Origin of the sequence: Nonomuraea sp. NPDC052129 (assembly GCF_040680095.1) — a bacterium.
Taxonomy (GTDB): Bacteria; Actinomycetota; Actinomycetes; order Streptosporangiales; family Streptosporangiaceae; genus Nonomuraea.
In genome coordinates this window covers 14,267-29,208 of sequence record NZ_JBFAVX010000056.1, presented here as the reverse complement: position 1 = coordinate 29,208, position 14,942 = coordinate 14,267, and the positions used below count along the sequence as shown (strand labels likewise).

The window sequence follows — 14,942 nt, the reverse complement described above, 5'->3', positions numbered from 1 at the left end:
CGAAGCCCTTAGTCGATGATCGCGGTGACCTCGGCTTCAACGAGGATGCCGGGCTCGAAGAGGATGTCGACCCCGATCAGCGCGGCGGGCGGCGTAGCGAGATCGAACTCGCGGGCCGCCTGGTCGATTCCCGCGTTGAAGGCGTCGTACATCTCTCTCTTCCAGCCCGCGGCGTACCACGTGAAGCGGACGACGTCGTGGAACGTCGCTCCTGCCGCGTCGAGCGCCTTGGCGACGTTGCGGTAGACCTGGGCGACCTGTCCGGCGAGGTCGCCCGGTGCCACGAGCTCGCCGTTCTCGTCCCAGGCGACCTGTCCCGCGATGTGGATCTGCCTGCTACCCGTCGCCACCGCGACGTGGTGGTAGAGCGGGATTCGGACATGCTTGTCAGGGTTGATGAGTGAGACGGTCATGAGTTTCCAATCAGTCTTTTCGTTCGGTCGCGTGAGCGCGAAGGCAACGGACGAGTTGACCTTCCTCTGGTCTCTTGCGGTTACTCAGAAACTATAGGAGAGTGTGCGCTGACGTGGAAGAACGAACTTTTTAGTGACTGGGGAACCAGATGGTGACCAAGCAGCTCAGGGACTCGTCCGACGAAGCCGATCTGCGGCGAGCGGACTCCCTCGCGCGGGAGATCTTCTCGGATGTCGCCAACAAGTGGGCGTTGCTGATCATCGAGGCTCTCGGCCAGCGCACCCTGCGCTTCAGCGAGTTGCGGGACGAGGTCGAGGGCATCAGCCACAAGATGCTCACCCAGAACCTGCGCATGCTGGAGCGCAACGGCCTGGCGGAGCGGAAGGTGCACCCCACAGTGCCGCCACGGGTCGAGTACACCCTTACCGAGCCGGGCCAAGCGTTGCGAGCGACGGTCGACTTGATCTGCGACTGGACCCACCAGTACTTCGGTCACATCGAAGCCGCCCGCCGCGGCTTCCACGCCTGACAGTTCACGTAGCTCGCGCCGGGCCGAGGCCGTCCGCTCGCGGCGTGGCCCCGGTTCAGGCGACGTGGGTGTCGTACGTCGCGCGGTTGGCGAGCACATCGTCCATGTGCGTCTCGGCCCAGGCCTTGAGGCCGCGCATCATTTCCTGCAGCGAGAGACCGAGTTCGGTCAGCTCGTAGGTGACCGTCACTGGCACGGTCGGCGTCACCGTGCGGGTGATGAGGCCGTCCCGCTCCAAGGAGCGCAGCGTCTGAGTGAGCATCTTCTGGCTGACGCCGGCCAGCAGGCGGGACAGCTCCGAGTAGCGCATCGACCTGGGCTCACCGGCGCAGTCGGCACCGAACTGATGCGGGCCGTCGCTGCCCAGCGCGGCCAGGATCAGCGCCACCCACTTGTCGGAGATCCGATCGAGCAGCTTGCGGCTAGGACACGCCGCCAGGAAAGCGTCATATTCCGCCTTGGCCTGTGCCTTCTTCTGGGCCACGGTCTTGGTTGCCATCGACCGCTCCTCACCCGTGGGCGACTTACGCACTTTGAGGTGCCTACTTCCTATCAGGAAGTTACATCCCCATATATAGACAAGGAGCCGTTAACCACGAAAGGCAGAGATATGAGCACGCTCCCCACTTCACCCCCCGGCGGAACCGGAACCCTGGGTGACCTGACCGTCACCCGATTCGGCTACGGCGCCATGCAGCTCACCGGCCCCGGAGTCATGGGGCCGCCTGCCGACCACGACAGCGCACTCGCCGTCCTCCGCGAGGCCGTCGACATCGGAATCACCCACATCGACACCAGCGACGCCTACGGGCCGCACGTCACCAACCAACTGATCCGCGAAGCGCTGCACCCATACCCCGAATCGCTGCACATCGTGACCAAGGTCGGCGCGATCCGCGACCAGCAGGGCGGCTGGCCCCCGGCCCGACAGCCCGACGAGCTGCGCCGCTCCGTCCACGAGAACCTGGAGACCCTCGGCCTCGAAGTGCTCGACCTGGTCAACCTCCGGCTCGGCAACGCCGAGGGACCCCAATCCGGCTCGCTCGCCGAGCCGTTCGAGACGCTCGTGGAGCTCCAGCGGCAGGGCCTGATCCGGCATCTCGGAGTGAGCAACGCGACCGCGGAGCAGGTCGCCGAGGCACGGGCGATCGCGCCGATCGTGTGCGTGCAGAACATGTACAACCTCGCCTACCGCCAAGACGACGACCTGATCGACACGCTCGCCGAAGCGGGCATCGCCTACGTGCCCTTCTTCCCCCTCGGCGGCTTCAGCCCGCTTCAGTCCGCGGCGCTCTCGACCGTGGCCACCCGGTTGGACACGACGCCGAAGGCTGTCGCCCTGGCCTGGTTGCTGCGGCGATCGCCGAACATCCTGCTGATTCCTGGCACCTCGTCGCCGGCGCACCTGCGCGAGAACGTCGCCGGCGCGGGAGTCTCACTCTCCGACGGGGAGCTCGCCGAGCTGGACAAGCCGGCGGCCGAGGGCTAGGCCGGCGACACGGCGATGAAGGGGGAGTGGGGGAGACAGTGAGCAGGTAGTAGTGCGCGCCCAGGTCCGCCCCGAACACCGCCGTGATCGCTATGGCCGCGACCAGGCTGCGATTGGCGAACATACGCAGCGGCATGAGCGGATCGCGGCTACGGGATTCGATCATCGCGAACGCCACGAGCAGCGCGGCGGACTTGATCCGCTCGCGCGACGTCCTGGACGAAGTGATCGACACAGCCTCAGGCCAGACGACGACATGGTGATCGAGCCCAGCTACTACTGACGCGTCTCCGGAGGCTCGGCCGTTGACGGGAGGGCCGCGGCGATGCAGTCGAGGACGCGCTCCAGCCCGTAGCGGAACCGCTCGTCACGGCTCAGGTGCGTCTGGCGGGCCTGCGTCGCGATCTTGGTGAAGATCGGGTACTGGCCGCTCTTGAGCAGCTGCTCAACGTACGGGTAGGTCCGCGCCAGCCACTGCGACTCGGTGAGCCCGCTGCGGCGGACCTCCTCGGCCCAGCTGACCTCGTCGCGGACGGCGCTGTCGATGTAGCCGTTCAGAATGGCCATGAGGCCGAGGTTCTCGTCGATGGGGATGTGGGCGTCGAGGGCGCCCATCACCCGTTCGATCAGGCGCAGCTGGTTGGGGCCGAAGCCGGGGAGCGAGCGGTGCACGGTGGCGATCCACGGGTGCCGCAGCCACATTGCCCGCATCCCGTCGGCGTAGCGGGTCAGGTCCGCACGCCAGTCGCCGGAGGGCATGCCCTCGACGTCGATCTCGCCCTGCAGCCGGTCGGCTACGAGCTCGATCAGGTCATCGCGGCTCGGGACGTAGCGGTAGAGGGACATCGCGCCCGCGCCGATGTCGGCGGCGATCCGCCGCATGGTGGCGGCCTCCAGCCCCTCGGTGTCAGCGATCCGGATCGCCGCCTCGGTGATCTGGGCACGGCTGTAGGCCGGCTTCGGCCCGCGAGCCGGGCGCTCAGGCCGCATCCAGATGTTCACGTACTCGGCGTCGGTCACCGTTCCACCCCCAACTTGCGTACATAGTACCCAGTGACTTAACCTGGCCGTCGCAACTGCGTACAAAGTACCCAATGGAGGGATCATGGATCCGATCGTGGTCAGCGAAGACGACCGCGACACGGCCGTGCGGCGCCTTCAGGAGGCGTACACCGAAGGGCACCTCTCGTACGAGGAACTGGACGAACGCCTCCACCAGGTGCTCACCGCCAACACGCACAGCGAACTCGGGTCGGCTCTGGCCGCGCTCCCGGAGGAGGACGCGGGCGCCACGTCCACGATCGCCGCCGTCAGCGGGCGGATCCAGCGGCGCGGCGCATGGCGCGTACCTCGGACCCTCAAGGTCGAGTCCGCACTCGGAAGGGTGCGCCTGGACCTGTCCCGGGCGGTCATCGACCACCCGGTGGTCGACATCGAGTTGCACCTCGGCACCGGCGGCGCCGAGATCACGGTGCCTCGCGACGCGATCGTCGACGTCGAGGGGCTGCGTTTCGGGTGGAAGGCCCCGCTCTACAAGACCCGGCGGCGCGTACGCCCCGGCGGGCCACGAATCCGGATCTTCGGGGCCATGGGGACAGGACGGTTGAAGATCCGCCACGCGCGGCGCTAAGCTGCGAACCGACTTCTCACCGTTGGGCTTTCCGCCCCGCTTACCAGCTTCACCCGGGTCCCGATGACACGGGGAAGGTGGAAGTCGCTCACCACATCCTGGACAAGGGTGTTCTGCATGGTGGCGACGCGCGGCGGCCCTTCTGGTCTCTTCCGAGGTTAGAGCCGATCTGACATCAGTGGCGCGTGTCATCACCCAGCAGACGGTTGCCCTCAGAGAGGTCTCCGGAATGCCGGAAATCGAATCCACCGAACAACCAGTCACGCGGCGTCCGTGGCTGGTTCTCGCGATCATGTGCGTCGGCTTCTTCATGTCGTTGCTCGACGGATCCATCGTCAACGTCGCCATCCCCACACTGATCCATGGCATCGACGCCTCCTACGACCAGGTGCTGTGGGTCATCGACGGCTACCTGCTCGTCTTCTCGGTGCTGCTGATCACCACCGGGCGGCTGGGGGACATCTTCGGATACCGCCGGCTGTACGTGATCGGCATCAGCACCTTCACCATCGCCTCGGCAATGTGCGGGCTGGCCGACTCATCGCCCCAGTTGCTGGCTGCCCGGCTGCTGCAGGGACTGGGCGGGGCGCTGCTGTTCCCGCAGGTCATCTCGTCGATCCTGACGATCTTCCCGCCACGGCTGCGCGGCCGCGCGTTCGGGCTGTTCGGGTCGATCGTCGGCTTCGCCCCGATCGTCGGACCAGTCATCGGCGGCTTCCTGCTCGCCCACCTCAACTGGCGATGGATCTTCTTCATCAACGTCCCGATCGGGATGATCACCGCCGTGCTGGCGCTGACCTTCGCGCCGCCCATGCGCGCGGGCCGTCAGCATCGGCTCGACCTGGTCGGCGTCGCGCTGGCCACTGCCGGGCTGAGCGGCATCGTGTTCGGCCTGATCGAGGGGGAACGCTACGGCTGGGGCACCATCTCCGGGCCGATCAGCATCGCCTCGGTCATCGTCGCGGGCGTCGCGTCGCTGGCGATGTTCGTCCTGTGGCAGCACCGGCAACAGGACGGGCCGCTGATGCCGCTGGCCCTGTTCGGCGCGCGCAACTTCGCGGTCGGTAACTGGGTCGGGTTCGTCTTCCAGCTCGGCATGATCGGCATCATGTTCGTGGTGGTGCTGTACCTGCAGATGGCGCGCGGGTACTCCGCGTTGGAGACCGGCCTGGTGGTGCTGCCGAGCGCCGTGCTCACCGCGGTCGGTTCAGCGTATGCCGGGCGGCTGTCGGACAGGTTCGGCGGCAAGTACATCCTGACGGCGGGCCTGACGCTGCTGGCCGTCGGACTGCTGGTACTGGTCGCCATGGCCGGACCCGCCGGCGGCGCGTGGAGCCTGCAACCCGGATTGACCATCATCGGGATCGCCGGCGGTGCCACGTTCGTACCCCTGCTGCAGGCCACCATGGACGGTGTCGATCCCCGGCTGGCCGGGGCGGCCTCCGGCGTGTCCAGCACCACCCGGCAGATCGGTGGCGTCCTCGGCACCGCCGTGCTGGGCGTCCTGCTGTCGGCCCGCCTCTCCTCGACCCTGCGCGACGAGGCCGAGAAGCGCGCCGGTCAGCTGCCGGAGAACCTGCGCGCCCGGTTCATCGACGACAGCGCCGCCGCCGCGCACAACTACAGCCCGCCCACGCCGCCCGGCGGCCTGGGCCCCGCCACGAGGAGCCTGTACGAACGCGTCACCGCCGACACGTTCGCCACCGGCTTCGTCCACGCCATGCAGACCACCCTGGTGATGTGCGCCGTGGTCCTGGTGGTCGCCGTCCTCTCCTGTCTCCTGTTCAGCCCGCGTAAGGAGCCGGCGACCGAGCCCGCTCAGCAGTTGACCTAGCGCTCGTTCGGGCATATATATCGAGAGGTAAACATATGTAGTAGACCCGATATCAGACGGGAGCACCCCGGTGGCGCGTACCCAGGATCAGCGGCGAGCCGAGACCCGGGCCCGGCTGATCGACGCGGCCGCTGACCTGTTCGCCCGCAAGGGGTTCCACGCGGTGTCCGCCGAGGCGGTGGCCGATGCGGCCGATCGCACGACCGGCGCGCTGTACAACCACTTCGGCGGCAAGGAAGGGCTGCTGCTCGCGCTGCTGGAGGTGTGGAAGGACCAGACCGCGGCCGAGCTGCTCGCCGGGTTCGAGGAGGTCACCGAACTCGACGAGCGGCTGGCCGCCCTGTTCGAAGCGCTGACACGTAAAGACGAGGATCGCGGTGCGTCATGGCTCCTGCTCGAGCTGGAGCTGTGGCTGCACGGCGCGCGCGATCCCGTCATCGCCGAGCCACTGGCCAGACGTTATGCCGACATCCGTGCCCGGCTCGCCGGCGGGCTGTCCGACTGGGCCGAGACGGCCGGCGTGCCGCTGCGCCGATCGCCGGAGCGGACGGCCACGGCCGTGCTCGGGGTGCTGATCGGCTGCGCGGTCCAGCACCGGCTCGATCCCGCCGCGGTCGAGGAGCGGGCCGTCGTGGAGAGCCTGCGCGACCTGCTCGGACTGCCCGACCCCTGAGCCCTTCGACGTCCCGGGCCCCCGGGCCGTCCCGACCGCTCGACCTGCTCGACCTGCTCGACTCTCCTAGATTCTCGCGCCGAAAGGGAGCCCATGCGGATCAACCTGCTCGAAGAGACGTGGGAACGCGAAGTTCCCCACGACCAGTTCGCCTACCTGCGCCAGAACGCGCCCGTCCACTGGCACGACGTCCCCGACGACACCGGCTTCTGGGCCGTCACGAAATATCAAGACATAAAGGCGATCAGTCGGGACGTACAAACCTGGTCGACCGAGATCGGGACCGCGTTCATCCGTACCCAGACGCCGGAGTTCATCGAGATCGCCAGCATGATGCTGCTGAACATGGACCCGCCCAAGCAGACCCGCTACCGCCGGCTGGTCAGCGCGGGCTTCACGCCCAGGACGATCGCCCGGCTGCGGGGCACCATCCAACGGCGCGCCGAGAAGATCGCGGAAGCCGTACGGGAGCGGGACGGCGAGGTCGAGTTCGTGACCGACGTGGCCGAATACCTGCCGCTGCAGATGATCTGCGACCTGATCGGCGTCCCCGAGGAGGACCACCACCTGATCTTCGAGTGGTCCAACCGCATGGTCGGCTTCCAGGATCCCGACTTCCGTACGACGCCCGAGGACGGCGAGATCGCCGGGGCGGAGATCTTCTCCTACTGTGACGGCCTGGTCGACGACCGCCGCCGTAACCCGCGTGACGACATCCTCACCGCGCTGGTGGAGGGGGAGGTCGACGGCGACAGGCTGACCAGGGAAGAGATCGACTCCTTCTTCGTGATCCTTTGCGTCGCCGGGAACGAGACCACCCGCAACCTCATCGCCCACGCCATGAACGCCCTCATCCTCCACCCGGACAGCTACCGCGACCTGGCGGCCGGCCTCGACGACGAAGCCCTGTGGCGCAGCGCCACCGAGGAGTTCCTGCGCTGGGGCTCTTCGATCCACAACTTCCGGCGTACGGCCACGCGCGACACCGAACTCCGCGGCCAGAAGATCGCCGAAGGGGAGAAGGTGGTGACGTTCTACATGTCCGGCAACCATGACGAGGACGTTTTCGCCGACCCGTACACCTTCGACATCCGCCGCAGCCCCAACGACCACATGACGTTCGGCGGCGGTGGGCCGCACTTCTGCCTGGGCGCCAACCTGGCCCGGCTGCAGATCAACTGCATGATCAGGGAGTTGCTGCGCCGCTTCCCCGAGGCGGAGCACGCGGGGCCGGTCAAGCGGATGCGGTCGGATTTCATCAACGGCATCAAGCACATGCCGGTGCGCTTCTCCATGGCCGGGACGAAGTAGGGGTTCCGGACCGTACGGCCCTCGAATAGGAGCGGTACGACGAACCGGGGTTAGTGTCACATCTGTTGACAGTAGGTGCCTGACCAGGCGATTCTTGCCGGGTGGCTGAGTTCGAGGGTGTGGCGTTCATCCGGTCGGATGTTGAGCGGTTGTGCGGGGAGTTGGCAGGGCTGGCGCCGGCGGTCAGGTTGCGGCGGCTCGCTGAGCTGCGGGTGATGTTGGATCAGGTGGTCGAAGCCGAGGGGGGCTGAGTCGGGCGATGTCGGCGGCGGAGCCCTTCTTGCCTTCGGCGCGGATGGCTTCGATGGCGCGGGCGATATAGACCGTGTTCCACAGGATCACGACGTTTGTCATGAATCCCAAGGCCCCTAGTTGATCTTCCATGCCTTCCTTGTATCGCTGCCGGAGTTCGCCCTTCTGGCCGTGGAAGATCTTGCGGGCGAGGGTGTGGCGGGATTCCTGCCGGTTGAGCTGGGTGTTGACGCGGCGGCGTAGGAGTTCGTCGTCGAAGTAGGAGGCCAGGTAGGCGGAGCGGTCGAGTTTGCCGAGCTCCATCAGCGCTCGACCGATGGGGGTGGGGGTGCCGCCGTCGGCGAGGTAGCGGAACAGTTCGGCGGGCCGGACGGCGCCGGTGCGCAGGGATCCGGCGACGCGCAGCAGTTCGTCCCACTGGTCGGCGATGAGGCCGGTGTTCACCCGGGTCCAGCGGTGAGATCCGCTTGCCCTCGGGCACCACCACGAGGGAGGAAGTTGACCGGCACCACGAACCCCAGAACTCATCGAACAAGACCGCACGTCACGGCCATTTCAGGCCAAAGTCTGACAGTGTGAAGATCGCGGGAGCGCCGCTGGCGACGGGGCCCGCGATACTGATCATGAATTGTGATGTTCGGGCTCTCCGGTCGGTCGGCCGGGAGATGGACCGCGAGGCCGCCGCCGCGCCCGTGCCCAGCGCGGACGTCGAGGCCGGTACGACAACCCGCGCCGTACGGGCCGCTGCCCGATGCGGGCCGTCGGGGAGCTCCACCGGCAGTCCGGCCGGAGCCGCGCCGCAGAGGCGGGCCCTTGCCCCGGCACGCGCCGGGGCCAGGGCCTGCGCAGGCAGCGGGCTATGCGCTGCTCAGGGCTGGTGGTTGGAGTAGGTGATATATCCCTGGTCGCCGCCGTGGTAGATGGTGTCGGCATCGGCCTGGGCCAGGGGGGCCTCGGCGCGGAAGCGCTCGACGAGGTCGGGGTTGGCCAGGTAGTTGCGGCCGAAGCTGACGAGGTCGGCCCCCTGGGCGAGCCAGTACTCGCCCTCGGGCTTACCGGAGGGCTGCGGGTTGACGACGGTCGAGGGGTTGACGATGAAGGCGCTGGGCCACAGCTTGCGCATGGCCAGCAGTACGTCTGCCTCGGTGGCGGCGACCGTGTGGAGGTAGGCGATGCCGAGCGGTGCCAGGGCGCTGGTCAGGGCGGTATAGAGGTCGGGGACGTCGTTCTCCTCGATGTCCCACAGCTGGCTTCCGGGGGAGAGGCGGATGCCGACCTTGTCGGCGCCGATGGCCTGGGCCGTGGCCTCGGCGGTTTCGACGGCGAAGCGGATGCGGCCGTTGATCGAGCCGCCGTAGGCGTCGGTGCGCCGGTTGGCGTTGGAGGACAGGAACTGGTGGATGAGGTAGCCGTTCGCGCCGTGGAGTTCGACGCCGTCGAAGCCGGCCTCGACGGCGTTGCGGGCGGCGTCCACGAACACCGCGATCTCGTCCGCCACTTCGCTGGTGGTCAGCTCATGCGGTTCGGGGGCGGGCTGCATGCCGGCAGGGTCGCCGAAGCGGGTGGCGAAGATCGGGGTGCCGACGCCGAGAGCCGAGGGGGCGACGGGCACCGTGCCGGTGACGTTCGGGTGGCTGACCCGGCCTGAGTGCATGAGCTGCGCGAAGATCCGTCCGCCGTTCACGTGAACCGCGTCGGTGACCTGCTTCCACGCGGCGGCCTGTTCGGGAGTGTGCAGGCCCGGGGTGTTGACCGTCGACTGGCTTCGTGCGCTGGGCTGGATGCCTTCCGAAATCAGCAGGCCGGCGGTGGCGCGCTGGGCGTAGTAGGTCGCGACGGACTCGGTGGCCAGGCCGTCGGCGGTGGCACGGGAGCGGGTCATGGGGGCCATCACGACGCGGTTGGGCAGCGACAGGCCGCCCAGATGGAAGGGATCGAACAAGGAAGGCATGCGGAACTCCTGCGAAGTCTGACGGTCGGAAGCCCTGGGCTTCCGGAAGAGCAAGCGAGCGAGACGCTCGAGGGCGCCCACCCAGCCACTTCTGTACCGATCGATATAATGTACCGAGCGGTATATTAATTGAGGGGTGGCGCGCCGTCAAGCGGATCTATACTCGGCGGTACAGAAGACCGGGCAGGTGGGAAGGTATGAAGAGCGGACGACCCCGCGAGTTCGACATGGATGCGGCACTGGTCAGCGCTTTGAAGGTGTTCTGGGCCAAGGGCTACGAGGGCGCCTCGATGACGGATCTGACCACCGCCATGGGCATCAACAGGCCGAGCCTGTACGCCGCCTTCGGCAACAAGGAAGACCTCTTCATGAAGGCCCTCGACCTGTACGCGCAGAGCTTCCACTCCGCGGCCTCGGAGTTCGCCGAGGAACAAACGGCACGCGGCGCCGTCGAGGCGTTCCTGCGGTCGACCGCAGTACTGTGCACCGGTCCCTCCACCCCCCACGGCTGCCTGCTCGTCCAGGGCGCACTCGCCGTCGGAGACGCCAGCGAGCCCGTCCGCCGGGCACTCGCCGCCCGCAGAGCCGCCATCCTCGACGCCATCGGGCAGCGCCTGCGGCAAGGAGTCGACGACGGCGACCTGCCGGCCGACACGGATGTCGCCGACCTGGCGCGCTACGTGATGGTCACCAGCAACGGCATCGCCGTCCAGGCCGCTGGCGGCGCCACCCGCGACGAACTCCTTCGATCCATCGCCGTCGCCATGCACGCCTGGCCCGCAGCCCGGTGACCCTGCCGACCGTCATGGCTGCTCCCTGGAACACCTCATCGCGCTGTCCAAGCAGCGGGGGTCAGAGAGATTTGGAACGGAATCCGGCGTTAGCGGGGTTCTCCCAGGTCAGTGAACCCCTGCCGTTGCGGTCTTCGGGACGTGGTTGACGCCGGATTCCGTTCCATCGCACAGACGGTCAGCGCGACAAATGATCATGGTGCGGGAGGCCGGCCCCGGGGCTCGATGTGGTGAAGGTGCGGCGGGCGGCCGGTGCCGGTCTGGGACGATCTGTGGCATGGCGCGTGGCGATGGTGGCGGCAGGGATGGCCGGGGCGAGCCGAGACCGGCGAGCGCTGGCAGGCCCAGGGCCTGAACGCGGCCACGGCCGCGAAGGTCGACCAGTACGTGGCCGCGGTGAAGGCGTTCGCGGCGAGCAACACGGTCATCCTGGCGCTGGCCGATGAGCTGGCCGCGGGCACGATCAACAAGACGCTGGCCAAGTCGGACCTGGAACTGGGTGTGGAGACCTTGGCGGGCGCGCTGGCCCGGCAGGCGAACTCGTTCCCGGACGCGTCGCCGGTGCGGGTCCGCCACCCACTGACAGCAGCCGACACGGATGAGACGTCGTGGCCGTGGGTGACGGGGCTGGTGGTGGGCATGGTCGCCCCGGGCGAATGGGACATCGGTGGTGACCGATGACCGCCTGGTGGAAGGGCTGGACGCTGGCGGCAACCCGGTGTACCCGGTCTGCCGCCGCGCGGCCGAGGCGATCCGCCTGCGATAGCTCCCCGCATCCAGCCGTCCCCTGGGCCTTGACGGGCCTGGCCGGTCAGGTCGCGGTCTGCTGGTCGTGGTCGCGCAGCATGCGCAGGACGGTCGCGGCCGAGGGGTGACGGCCCTTCTTCTTGCCGCTGGTGATGACGAGCCGGGCGGCGATGTCGCGCAGGCTGAGGTCCTGGCCGCGCAGGTGCAGGGCCATGGACAGCATGTTCTCGTCGGTGACCGCGGCGCCGCCGATGGCCTTGCCGCGGGCGCGGGCGGATTCGTGGCCTTCCAGGGTCCGGTCGCGGATGTACTCGCGCGACAGGCAGGAGGACGCCTGCGGGGGGCGCATGCCAGGCGGTGGCAACCGGGCCGGCGGCCATGCCGGCGAAGCGACCCCTGCCGCAGACAGGTACTGCGGAGCGTGCCATGTCGACCCCGCACCCTTCGAAGCGCCACTGCGGATCATAAGCCGCCCCATCATGGCCGAGGCCGAGGTCGGGCCATGATGGTAACGCTCGTCCGAAGGTCGCAGTCTGCTCTGTCCGGCCCCGATGCGGTGACCTGGGACCGCCGTGCATCGCCGCTGGCGCATGCCAGTTGTCAGAGCCGGTGGGTGCCGGCGCCCAGGCGGCGAACGTCGCCTTCGTGGTGAACTTCGGCTTGCGTGCCCGGCGGCACGGTGACCTCGAGCACGGTGGTCGCGTCGGTGACGTGCCAGCTCGCCGCGATCGTCCCGTAGCCGGTCTCCAATGTCCCTCCGGCGGACGTGAGCCCGCCTCCCGGCGTGGGCGCCACAGCGAAGCGCCGATAGCCGGGCTCGAGAGGGCGGATGCCGACCACGTGCTCGAACAGCCATCCGGCAACGGACCCGAACGCGTAGTGGTTGTGGGACATCCGGGCGGCGCCTTTCCGGTCGTGACCCTCCCACGTTTCCCAGATGGTCGTGGCGCCTCGCTCGATCTGGTGCAGCCAGGAGGGAGGCGATGACTGCAGCAGCACGCGGTAGGCCAGGTCGCTGCGCCCGACCTCCACCAGGACCGACAACAGCATCGGGGTGCTGAGGAAACCGGTCGCCAGGTGCCCGCCGTTGTCCTCGATGAGCGCGGCCAGCCGTGTGGCGGCGCGGTCTTGTTCGGCGGGTTCGAGCAGGCCGAACGCCAGTGCGCGGACGTAGTCGTCCTGTCTGCCGGCGCCGATGCGGGCCCCGCCCTCGCGGACGAAAGCGGCGCGGTAGGCGCTTCGCGCGTGCTCCGCGAGTTCCCCATAGCGTTCTGCGTCGCTTGCGTGGTCCAGTTGCTGGGCGATGCGGGCGAGAAGGTGGCAGGAGTGGGCGAAGTAGGCCGTGGCGACTTCGGCGGGCGGGCGTATCTTGTTGCGTATCATCTGTGTGATCATGTTCTCGCCGGGCCGCAGCCACTCTCCGAAGTGCATTCCCGTGTCGACGACGTAGCGCTCCAGCCGGCCGGCGCGCCGGCCGAATCGGCGCACGAGTCCCGAGGATTCTGCCGCGATGCGGGCGATGTTCTCCACCCAGGCGCGCATGGATGGGTACTGGCGTCGCAGGATCTCGGGGTCGTCGTAGTAGGTGTGCACTGTCCAGGGGAGCATGACGGCGGTGTCGCCCCAGCCGGCGGCCGAGCGGAAGGCGTACTGCTGGTCTTTCCCGCCGCTGAACTGCGACCATTCGCGGGGGATGACGGTGGGCACTCCTCCGTCCGGGAACTGTTCGGCGGCGAGGTTACGCAGATAGCGGCGGAGGTACGGGTCGGCGTCGACCATCACGGACGCGGTCGGGCCGAAGATCTGGATGTCGCCGGTCCATCCCGAACGTTCCCGGGTTGGGCAGTCAGTGGCCGTATCGAGGAAGTTGGAGCGGAGCGACCATTCCACGTTCGACCACAAGCGGTTCAGTCGCTCGTCCGAGCTCGCGAAGGTGGCCGTCGAGCGCAGGGGGGTGGAAAGGACGATCCCTTCGACGTCCTCGACGCGGAAGGCCTCGTCGTCGGTGAGGGGCTCGATCGCGAGGTACCGGAAGCCGTGAACGGTGAACCACGGCGTGTAGTCGGCCGCCGTCTCGCCGAGGGTCACCTCGTCACGCTGGAACCACTCCTTGGAGCGGCCGAAGAGGTCCAGATAGTGGACGTCGAGTTCTCCGTCAGGGGTGAGGACCTCGCTGTAGGACAGCCGCACCATCGTGCCCGGCGCTCCGGACAGCCGTACGCGGGCCACGCCCGCGAAGTTCTGCGCGAAGTCGACCAGGATGACGCCTTGGGGAGTCTTCGTGATGCGGCCGGGCAGGCGTCCGACCTCGCCGACGCGCTCGACCTCCTCGCCGATGAGTCGGCGGTCGTGGTGCGCAAGCTCGACGGCCGGGCAGGCGTCGAGCGGGAGCGAGATCCCCGGCTGGTAGGCGAGCCGGAGATCGACGCGTTCTCCGTGCTTGTGATCGGCGGTGCGGACGGGACCGGCGCCGACCGTCCATGTCGTGTCGGAACCGAGCGTGACGCTGGTGCCGTCGGCGAGTTCCGCTTCGATCTGCACGAGGGTGGCGAGCCGGTCCCCGAAGACCGCTCCTCGCGACTGGAACCCGTTGCGGCCGCGGTAGCGCCCGTCGGCGACGATCACGTCGAAGACGTTCTCGCCCGCGCGTAGGGCGTCGGTGATGTCGTAGACCTGATACTCGACGTACTGGTCGAGCGGTGTCCACCGGGGGACGAGCGCGTGCCCGGTGATGTCCGTCCCGTTGACGAACAGCCGGTACCAGCCCAGGGCCGTGGCGTATGCGCGGGCCCGCACGACTTGGGGCGGCAGCGTCGCGGCGCCGCGGAAGTACAGGGTGCGTCGTGAGTCGGTCGGCTGGTCGTCGGTGATCCAGATGGCCGACCAGTCCTCATCCTGCAGGCCGGTCTCGAACGTCGCCGGGTCGGACCAGTCGCTGGCGCGGCCGTCGTCGCCCACGCGCACCTTCCAGACATACCGTGTCTTCGCCCGAAGCGCGGGGCCCTCGTACGGCACGCCGAAAGGGCGCTCACCGGTAACCCGGCCTGAGGTCCAGACCTTCTCGCCGGCGGAGTCGGCGACCTCCAGCTCGTACCACTGCTGGGCAAGGTCGCCCGGCCCCCAGGAGAACTCGGGGCGGGCCGAGTCCAGCCCGATGGGGTCCACCCGGCGACCGGTGCGGAGATCAGACGGCCGCGAGGCGGCGGTGGCCCGGATATCCCCGGCATTGGCTGGCGATGCCATGACTTCTCCATCGAGGCGAGCGGCGGCTGCCGGCTGGTCAGCTGATCGCGAGCCTAGCAACAATTGTCCTAGGGACAA

The 14,942-nt window shown here is 68.2% G+C and carries 16 protein-coding genes; 9 read left to right on the top strand and 7 right to left on the bottom strand.

All coding sequences use genetic code 11. From position 1 onward, the window contains the following. Window positions 1-8: 8 nt before the first annotated feature. Entirely contained in the window at window positions 9-413 is a 405-nt protein-coding gene (locus tag AB0L53_RS57045) for a RidA family protein (protein ID WP_364014786.1), read from the bottom strand. A 149-nt stretch (window positions 414-562) separates the two neighbouring features. Between AB0L53_RS57045 and AB0L53_RS57040 the strand changes: the two genes are divergently transcribed. After that, window positions 563-943, top strand: a complete 381-nt coding sequence (locus AB0L53_RS57040) for a helix-turn-helix domain-containing protein (protein WP_364014783.1) — start codon at window positions 563-565, stop codon at window positions 941-943. 55 nt (window positions 944-998) lie between these two features. Here the strand turns inward: AB0L53_RS57040 and AB0L53_RS57035 are convergent, their stop codons facing one another. After that, window positions 999-1,442: a helix-turn-helix domain-containing protein gene (locus AB0L53_RS57035; RefSeq protein ID WP_364014780.1), complete on the bottom strand. Its 444-nt coding sequence runs from the start codon at window positions 1,440-1,442 to the stop codon at window positions 999-1,001. A gap of 111 nt (window positions 1,443-1,553) precedes the next feature. Here AB0L53_RS57035 and AB0L53_RS57030 point away from each other — a divergent pair, with 111 nt between their 5' ends. Further along, the gene (locus AB0L53_RS57030) at window positions 1,554-2,432 is read left to right on the top strand and encodes an aldo/keto reductase family oxidoreductase (RefSeq protein ID WP_364014777.1); all 879 of its coding nucleotides are present in this window, start codon (window positions 1,554-1,556) and stop codon (window positions 2,430-2,432) included. A 52-nt stretch (window positions 2,433-2,484) separates the two neighbouring features. Beyond that, a complete protein-coding gene (locus tag AB0L53_RS57025) occupies window positions 2,485-2,715 on the top strand; it encodes a hypothetical protein (RefSeq protein ID WP_364014774.1) in 231 nt (76 codons plus the stop codon). On the opposite strand, the gene AB0L53_RS57020 is transcribed toward AB0L53_RS57025, so the two are convergent. Then, window positions 2,709-3,452 (bottom strand): TetR/AcrR family transcriptional regulator, encoded by a 744-nt coding sequence (locus tag AB0L53_RS57020; RefSeq protein WP_364014771.1) that lies wholly within the window; start codon window positions 3,450-3,452, stop codon window positions 2,709-2,711. The genes AB0L53_RS57025 and AB0L53_RS57020 overlap by 7 nt on opposite strands. Before the next feature lie 85 nt (window positions 3,453-3,537). Here AB0L53_RS57020 and AB0L53_RS57015 point away from each other — a divergent pair, with 85 nt between their 5' ends. The 4 genes from AB0L53_RS57015 to AB0L53_RS57000 all read left to right on the top strand — a co-directional run bounded on the left by AB0L53_RS57015 (window position 3,538) and on the right by AB0L53_RS57000 (window position 7,880). Continuing rightward, window positions 3,538-4,062 (top strand): DUF1707 domain-containing protein, encoded by a 525-nt coding sequence (locus AB0L53_RS57015; RefSeq protein ID WP_364014768.1) that lies wholly within the window; start codon window positions 3,538-3,540, stop codon window positions 4,060-4,062. Between the two features lie 229 nt (window positions 4,063-4,291). Further along, window positions 4,292-5,896 (top strand): DHA2 family efflux MFS transporter permease subunit, encoded by a 1,605-nt coding sequence (locus tag AB0L53_RS57010; RefSeq protein ID WP_364014765.1) that lies wholly within the window; start codon window positions 4,292-4,294, stop codon window positions 5,894-5,896. 70 nt (window positions 5,897-5,966) lie between these two features. Then, on the top strand, window positions 5,967-6,569 hold the full coding sequence (locus AB0L53_RS57005; RefSeq protein WP_358201715.1) for a TetR/AcrR family transcriptional regulator: 603 nt from the start codon (window positions 5,967-5,969) through the stop codon (window positions 6,567-6,569). Window positions 6,570-6,662: 93 nt separating this feature from the next. After that, window positions 6,663-7,880, top strand: a complete 1,218-nt coding sequence (locus AB0L53_RS57000) for a cytochrome P450 (RefSeq protein ID WP_364014761.1) — start codon at window positions 6,663-6,665, stop codon at window positions 7,878-7,880. 183 nt (window positions 7,881-8,063) lie between these two features. Here the strand turns inward: AB0L53_RS57000 and AB0L53_RS56995 are convergent, their stop codons facing one another. Together AB0L53_RS56995 and AB0L53_RS56990 are read right to left on the bottom strand one after the other, a co-directional pair. Further along, window positions 8,064-8,576, bottom strand: coding sequence for a Tn3 family transposase (locus tag AB0L53_RS56995; protein ID WP_364014758.1), 513 nt, complete (start codon window positions 8,574-8,576; stop codon window positions 8,064-8,066). Window positions 8,577-9,000: 424 nt separating this feature from the next. Next, window positions 9,001-10,083, bottom strand: a complete 1,083-nt coding sequence (locus AB0L53_RS56990; RefSeq protein WP_364014755.1) for an alkene reductase — start codon at window positions 10,081-10,083, stop codon at window positions 9,001-9,003. Window positions 10,084-10,280: 197 nt separating this feature from the next. Between AB0L53_RS56990 and AB0L53_RS56985 the strand changes: the two genes are divergently transcribed. Both AB0L53_RS56985 and AB0L53_RS56980 read left to right on the top strand, forming a co-directional pair. Next, on the top strand, window positions 10,281-10,874 hold the full coding sequence (locus AB0L53_RS56985) for a TetR/AcrR family transcriptional regulator (protein ID WP_358201742.1): 594 nt from the start codon (window positions 10,281-10,283) through the stop codon (window positions 10,872-10,874). A 252-nt stretch (window positions 10,875-11,126) separates the two neighbouring features. Then, on the top strand, window positions 11,127-11,555 hold the full coding sequence (locus tag AB0L53_RS56980; protein ID WP_364014752.1) for a hypothetical protein: 429 nt from the start codon (window positions 11,127-11,129) through the stop codon (window positions 11,553-11,555). A 130-nt stretch (window positions 11,556-11,685) separates the two neighbouring features. On the opposite strand, the gene AB0L53_RS56975 is transcribed toward AB0L53_RS56980, so the two are convergent. Continuing rightward, complete coding sequence (locus AB0L53_RS56975) at window positions 11,686-11,970, bottom strand: hypothetical protein (protein ID WP_364014749.1); 285 nt, start codon at window positions 11,968-11,970, stop codon at window positions 11,686-11,688. 251 nt (window positions 11,971-12,221) lie between these two features. After that, a complete protein-coding gene (locus tag AB0L53_RS56970; RefSeq protein ID WP_364014746.1) occupies window positions 12,222-14,864 on the bottom strand; it encodes a family 78 glycoside hydrolase catalytic domain in 2,643 nt (880 codons plus the stop codon). Window positions 14,865-14,942 lie beyond the last annotated feature (78 nt).